A 6,240-nucleotide genomic window follows, 5' to 3' on the forward strand; every position below is an offset into this window, starting at 1 on the left:
CCGAAGAGGTGGGGCCATTGCTGTATCGGTCGGGTGGGAAGTGTCAGCGGGCTTCCGCGATGCGTCTTTGGCGGCGCAGCTGCCAGTAGCGCGGAATCGTCCACCGCAGCGGCGTCTTGTCGATCACCACACGTGCGAGACGGGACCGGTAATGCACATCGTTGCGGACCGCGAACGACCAGTGCCCGACAACCCACGCCACCGGCCCCAACGCCATCACCGTCGGCGCCCAGGAGCTCGACTGCACCACCCCACAGAATCCGATCACCGCGCAGATTCCCCCGATGCCGCGTGCCAACGGCGGCATCAAAAGCGAGGCCACCGCGACCACCGCCACGGCCTGTACCGCGGTCTGTAGATCCCACATGACGCCTCCCGTGTTGGCGTTCGTCCCGTTACATCCCGAACTCACCTGGCGGAGGTCCGGGCCGCTTGTTCATTGGCAGTCCTGCTTTGTCAGTGTGCTCGCCCGGTCCGACACGACAAGGCCACCACGGTGCGGATCGCTACTTGTCATCGTCGGCCTGCCCGGAGGAACGAAACGCGTCCAGCAGTTCACGCAAGGTGTCCGAGGTGGCCTCGGCCCGCACCCGGGCACGGTCGGCCTCCTCCGCCAGGGCTCGCGCCTGCTCTGACTCACGCTGCGTCGTCTCGAGCTGCTGGCGAACCTGGGCCAGCTCGGCGCGCAGCTGCTCGGCGTCCCGGACCGCCTCACCCCTGGCCGTATCGGCATCGGCTCGCTGCGCCGTGGCTGCCTCCGCCGCGGCGAGAGCGTCGGCCTCGCCGGCGCGGGCAGCATCGAGCGCCACCGCAGTGGCCTCGTCTGCCTGCTCGGCGGCGCGCTTCCACGCCGCCGCCCACACCGACGCCACCATCGCCGACATCGGCTCCGACAAGTCCGGGGCCTCCGGCACCTCGCCCGCTGCGCCCGCGGCGTGCTCGCGCATCCACGCCGCCACCTCGCCGATCCGCACCCCCGCCTGTTTCTGCACCGCCCGCACGGTGACCTTGTCCCCGCGCGCGACGAGCACGCCGTAGGCGTGAGCGATCTTCTCCGACGACGACATGGCAACCCCTCCAGATTCAGCATTCGGTAACCGGTAACCGGTAACCGGTAACGCAATTTGTTACCAATGTTACCACAGGCGCCGAACCGAAACATCCCCGTCGCGCCAGTGCGCAGCAAACCGGCCGGACCCTCGCCGTCGGAGCACCCCTGCCAACCAACGAAGAACAAGGCGAGTCCCGGGCCACCGCGGCCCGCGCCACACAAGCCTGTCGCGCCCGAGTGAGACAATGGACTACGTGCTGATCGCCTATGTCGACGAGTCCTACGACCAGGACCTCTATTACATCGGGGCAGCAATCGCCGACTACGACCAATGGGAGCAGCTCCACCAGCTCTACACCCAGATCGCCGAGCGAACCGCCACGAAACACGGCACCGATCCCACGGCTGAGTTCCATGGACACGAGATCATGGGCGGCGCAGGACAGTGGGCCAACCTTCGCGGCAAACACCGCGAAGCAGCTGGCCTCTACAGTGCCGTCCTACGGGCAGCACAACACGCGGGCGTGCGGTACCTCTTCGAAGGGGTGGACGTCAGACGCCTCAACGCCCGATATCGGTACCCGCAACAGCCCCACACCGTAGTGTTCCGCCACCTGCTCGAGCAGATCGACACTTACACTGCCCAACACGGCGCCGGAGAGCAGGCGATCGTCATCGCCGACGAGATCGCCACCAGCGCCCAACACCAGGACCAGTTCAGCGCCTACCAAGACTTCGGCACCGGCGGATACCGGCCAAGCCGACTTCAGCACATCTCCGCGCCCATCAACTTCGCCGACTCACGCCACACCCCCGGCCTACAGGCCGTCGACATGGCCGTCTACATCCACCGCCGAGCCCAGGCGGTGCACAATCAGCACCCCCGAGCTCAAGCAGTCACCGACAAACTCGCCCACCTGATCTACCAAAACACCCACCGGCAACGCACCTGGGAGCCCTAAATAAAACGAGGGCCCCCTCGCGGGAGCCCTCGGCAGGCAACGTTCCGGTATCCGGCCCGTTGTGCCCCCAGACTACCGCGCCACACCCGATCCACACCAGACCCCGACGAGACTCACCAGGTGATCCCGCACGCCCTAACGCTCAGCGAAAGCCGCCTCACCTCACCGAACCCGACCGTGCTCTACGCCTGTCGGAGCCTACCTCCATTCTCCCCTGGCAGTTCAGGTGAGCATCGCCGGCTCCTGGACCGCGGGGCCGATCGCGCAACAGCTTGTTGCGCACGATTCCGAGCTCGCCCAACAGATCGCCAAGGACCCGCTGATCCTTGATTTTCTGGATCTGTCCGGCGAGGTCGCCGAACGGGGACTCGAGGAGTCCCTGACCGACCGGATCGTCGACACGTTGCGGGAGCTCGGCCCAGGATTCGCCTTCGCGGGAAGGCAGGTCCACTTCGACGTCGGGGGCGAGGACTTCTACGCTGACCTACTGTTCTTCCACGTCGAGCAATTGCGGTATGTAGTCATCGAGCTCAAGACCGGCAAGTTCAAGCCCGAACACGCCTGGCAGCTGCAGTTCTACGTCGCCCTCGTCGAGGATCGCCTGCGCCGTACCGCACATGCCCCGACCGTCGGGAGCCTGGTCTGCCGATCGTGTCGTCCGCTACGCGCTGAACCCGGCCGGCGCACCCCTGGCCGTCTCAACCTTCAGCTATGAGGCCTTACCCACCGCAGAGCACGAGGCACTCCCCAGCGGGAATGACCTAACCGCAGCCTTAGCCCAAATCACCGGGGACGTCGAGGACCACTCGTAAATAACGTTGGAACACACTGTGGCCCCAAAACGGGGCTCGACCAGCCATTATGTTGCTGGCAGGAACGGGTGTTCGTAAGGCGGGAGTAGGCGATCTGATCGCGGTTTCTCGAGCGGAGAATTACTCTGTGGCACTCTCCACTCCGGTAACGGAGATTGTTTCCTGTTACCTATTTCCCGTGATACCGATTGCTCGGTAATTTCCGGAGAATCACCTCTGGCCGTGCTCGCGTACGGCGACGATGTATTCGGCGTACGTACCTGCCGCGTCGACGGCGTGGCGCTCAATGGTCGATGGGTGATAACCCAGGACGTCGGCGATGATGGCGGCCGGGGCGGTTTTGCTGAGTTCATGCAGTGTGCCGAGTCGGGCGGCGCGGGCGCTGACGAGGTGGTCTCGTAGCCGGAGGCGTAGGTGCATCGGATCGATGTGCATGCCGGGGGAATGCCCTCTGAAGACCCAGTTGCTTCTCGGGTGAGCGGCGGTCTGGTCGTGGCCAGGGTTGGCCAGAAGTTCACGCCACGACCCGTCGAGCGGGGCGGGCAACACGATCGGGCCGCTGCCGAGCGTAATGGTCGCCAGGTCCTCGGTCACGGTGATGTCGTCCCAGGTCAGCGCGGCGATATCCTGGATCTGTTGGCCAAAGACAAGGACCAGTATCGCCGCGGCCTTGTCTCGTGTGGTCAGGGTGTCGCCGTCCACTATTCGGTCCAGGGCGGCGGCCTGGTCGGTGGCGCTGAGTGTGGTGCTGTTACCGCGGCGATGGCGGGGCACGGTGAGCCCTTGTGGGGCGTTCTTGGTGTCCATGGCCCAGCCGAGGAACCGATCGACGAGCAGTCGCGTGGTCGGCCCGCCGGCGATCCAGGCGTCAACCTCGCCCTGGCCGACGTCGGCGAGCGCGATGTCGCGCTCGCCGAGCCAGTTGAGGAAGTTGATCGCGACGGTGACGGTCTGCTTGCTGCGCAGGAAGGTGCCGTGGGGGACGAGGTCCATCTGGTTCATGCGCCGCAGATGGTGCCAGCGGATATAGCGGTCAATGACGGCCCGGTTGGTGTCCTCGGTCAGCCTCTCCAGTGCTGTGTCCGCCCAGGCTTGGTAGCGGACAAGCAGCTCATCACGTCGGGGCAGGCCACCGTGCTCGACTAGGAGCCCGCGCACGTAGTCGCGGGTGCGCGAGCGTGGAAGTGCATCGATCGCCTCGTGCGTGAGCTCCGGGAGGGTGGCCAACTGTTTCAGGAAGTCGGTCACGTGCCGCTGGCGGATCCAGGTCAGTCCACTGTTGGCGCGTTTCATCGAGTTCAACGCCTCAGCCAGGGGGATAAGCCTCTCGGCGATGGTGCCGGTGTCCAGGTTGGTCAGCAGTCCGTCGACGGTCTCGCTCAGTGCGCATGGCCAGCACAGGCCGGCGCGGTAGATCTCGTCCTCGGCGCCGCAGCGCACGCAATCGATGTTGAGGGTGATCTGGGCGCACGCCCGGCAGGCCGGGCGCCCATCTACTCGGCCCGGTAAGACGCGGATGTGGCCGCAGTCGCAGGTGCCGCGGGTGCGTTTGGCCTGCTGGTAGCAGTAGCCGCAGATCTGATCCTCCGGGCCCCAGGTGACCACCAGCGGGTAGCCCAAGCCGCAGCGATCACACGGACACACGCGACGTAGGTCCGGGTCGTCGGGTTTGCGGGGCCTGGCCATCGGTATCGGTCAGTCCTCGTTGTCGTCCCGGACGAGTCTCACCCGGGGGGCGATCGGCTGGCCGGGTGCCACCCCCAGGTCTTCCGGCCGCTTCGGCGCCTGGGCGGTGGCCGCTGCCCGAATCTCCACGAACGGCTCGAACAACTCGCCGGGTTCGCAGTCGAGGATGTCGCAGAGCGCGGCGAACGTGCGTGCCGGGATCCGCTCTGGTGTGCCGGTCACCAGCCGGTAGACTTGACTCTCGGACAGGTTGATGCCCCGAGCCCTCAACAACGGCACCAGTTCGGTGCTCTTCCACAGGTTGCGCTGCGCCATCTGCGTCCGCAGATTCCAGCGATACCCGATGCGTCGTTGCTCAGCCATCAGCGTCTCCGTCCTGCTTCCTGCCGTGGCCGTCCAGCCGCGAAGCGATCATGTGCTGGATGGTTTTCTGTTTGAAATCGTTGCCGACCGAGGTGTACAGCCCGGTGACCGACGCATAGGCATGACCGACTTGAGTCTGCACGAACGCCGGGTCGTAGCCGGCCTCGATCAAGTGCGTGACGTAGGAGTGTCGCAGGCAGTGCAGTCCGAGCTCTTTCGGCAAGCCGGCGCCCTCGCGGGCGGCAGCGAAGGCATCACTCAAGCTACCCACTCGTATCCGCTCGGCGCGCTCGCTCGGCCATAGCGCCGCCGATCGGTCAGCGGTGGCGAAGTGCCGCCGGCCACGCTCGGTGATCCAGAATCGGAGCAGGTCAACCACCCAGTCGAACTCCGGGACCGTCAACACGGTGCGTCGTCGCGGCCCCGACCCGGTGGTGCCTTTGGCCCATCGGACGGTCACCGCGCCGAAGTCGCCGTACGCAGGCACATGCGGGTTGGGGCCGAAATCCTGCACGTCCAGCATCGCCACCTCGCGACGCCGAAGCCCATAGGCGTAGCAGACCTTGAACGCGATCGAGTCCCGCAACAGGGGAAGCCAGCGCTTACTCCCAGCAGCGAACTCACGATCGACCCGGTCGTCCACGTCATCAAAGAGTCTCTGCAGCTCCGTGGCCGTGAAGGCCCGGCGGCCAGCCGGAACAGCATCCTCGCAGGTGTGCCGCGGAGTGTTCCACTCGAACGCGATCTGGGCCGGAACATCGTCGAAGACCCGTTGGCACAGCGCACCCCACCCGTAGCTCGAGCTCGAGACGTAGGCACAGAACATCGCGATGGCATTGCTGTCCGAACGCAGCGTCGTCCAGCTCACCGGCTTCTCACCCGAGCGCCGCCCAGCCATGTAGTCATCCAGATCGACCGGCCTCCACGACCACGGGAACGTCCCGGCGAACTCCTGGAACCGGCGCAGCACCCCGCAGCGCCCGTCGATCGTTGCTCTCGTCAGCCCACGCGCCAGCATCTGCGCCCGCCAACCCTCGACCATTGCTTCAAACACGCGGTCCTCGGCACGGAACAGGCCGACCTCACCGTCGCGCAACAACCGCGGAACGAATCCCGGGACACCGTCCACGCCGACCTCCGACTCGTGGAAACCTGCATCTAATGCAAGAAACCTACGGGGCGCTGGACCGACGCACAAGCATCACATCCGCGGCGCCGACACCACGCCAGCCAACCCCGCCGCCCACCAGCGCAAACCCCATCATCCCAGGTAGACGGCAGTAACCGCACCTACCACTACTCCCGAGAGTTGAACGCCGATAACTTATCTTATGTAAAGTAAAAATCTGCGTATTGCATCAGATGA

General features: G+C 65.6%; 7 protein-coding genes. 2 read left to right on the plus strand and 5 right to left on the minus strand.

Translation table 11 applies throughout. The features are described 5' to 3' along the window. Nucleotides 1-43: 43 nt before the first annotated feature. Nucleotides 44-367: a hypothetical protein gene (locus AYO52_RS14140; RefSeq protein ID WP_067718680.1), complete on the minus strand. Its 324-nt coding sequence runs from the start codon at nt 365-367 to the stop codon at nt 44-46. A gap of 139 nt (nt 368-506) precedes the next feature. Then, nucleotides 507-1,067 carry a DNA-binding protein gene (locus AYO52_RS14145; RefSeq protein ID WP_067718681.1) on the minus strand — a complete coding sequence of 187 codons (561 nt, stop codon included), beginning with the start codon at nt 1,065-1,067 and terminating at the stop codon, nt 507-509. 229 nt (nt 1,068-1,296) lie between these two features. Here AYO52_RS14145 and AYO52_RS14150 point away from each other — a divergent pair, with 229 nt between their 5' ends. Both AYO52_RS14150 and AYO52_RS14155 read left to right on the plus strand, forming a co-directional pair. After that, nucleotides 1,297-2,013 (plus strand): DUF3800 domain-containing protein, encoded by a 717-nt coding sequence (locus AYO52_RS14150; protein ID WP_067718684.1) that lies wholly within the window; start codon nt 1,297-1,299, stop codon nt 2,011-2,013. A gap of 226 nt (nt 2,014-2,239) precedes the next feature. Next, nucleotides 2,240-2,728, plus strand: coding sequence for a PDDEXK nuclease domain-containing protein (locus AYO52_RS14155; RefSeq protein WP_067718686.1), 489 nt, complete (start codon nt 2,240-2,242; stop codon nt 2,726-2,728). Nucleotides 2,729-3,035: 307 nt separating this feature from the next. On the opposite strand, the gene AYO52_RS14160 is transcribed toward AYO52_RS14155, so the two are convergent. The 3 genes from AYO52_RS14160 to AYO52_RS14170 are packed head-to-tail and all read right to left on the minus strand — an operon-like array spanning nt 3,036 to nt 6,003. Then, the gene (locus AYO52_RS14160) at nt 3,036-4,511 is read right to left on the minus strand and encodes a Fis family transcriptional regulator (RefSeq protein WP_067718688.1); all 1,476 of its coding nucleotides are present in this window, start codon (nt 4,509-4,511) and stop codon (nt 3,036-3,038) included. Nucleotides 4,512-4,520: 9 nt separating this feature from the next. Next, nucleotides 4,521-4,874 carry a helix-turn-helix transcriptional regulator gene (locus AYO52_RS14165; RefSeq protein ID WP_067718690.1) on the minus strand — a complete coding sequence of 118 codons (354 nt, stop codon included), beginning with the start codon at nt 4,872-4,874 and terminating at the stop codon, nt 4,521-4,523. Beyond that, nucleotides 4,867-6,003: a site-specific integrase gene (locus tag AYO52_RS14170; RefSeq protein ID WP_067718693.1), complete on the minus strand. Its 1,137-nt coding sequence runs from the start codon at nt 6,001-6,003 to the stop codon at nt 4,867-4,869. Before AYO52_RS14170 ends, AYO52_RS14165 begins: the two co-directional genes overlap by 8 nt. Nucleotides 6,004-6,240 lie beyond the last annotated feature (237 nt).

This window comes from Dietzia sp. 111N12-1 (assembly GCF_001658045.1).
GTDB lineage: Bacteria > Actinomycetota > Actinomycetes > Mycobacteriales > Mycobacteriaceae > Dietzia > Dietzia kunjamensis.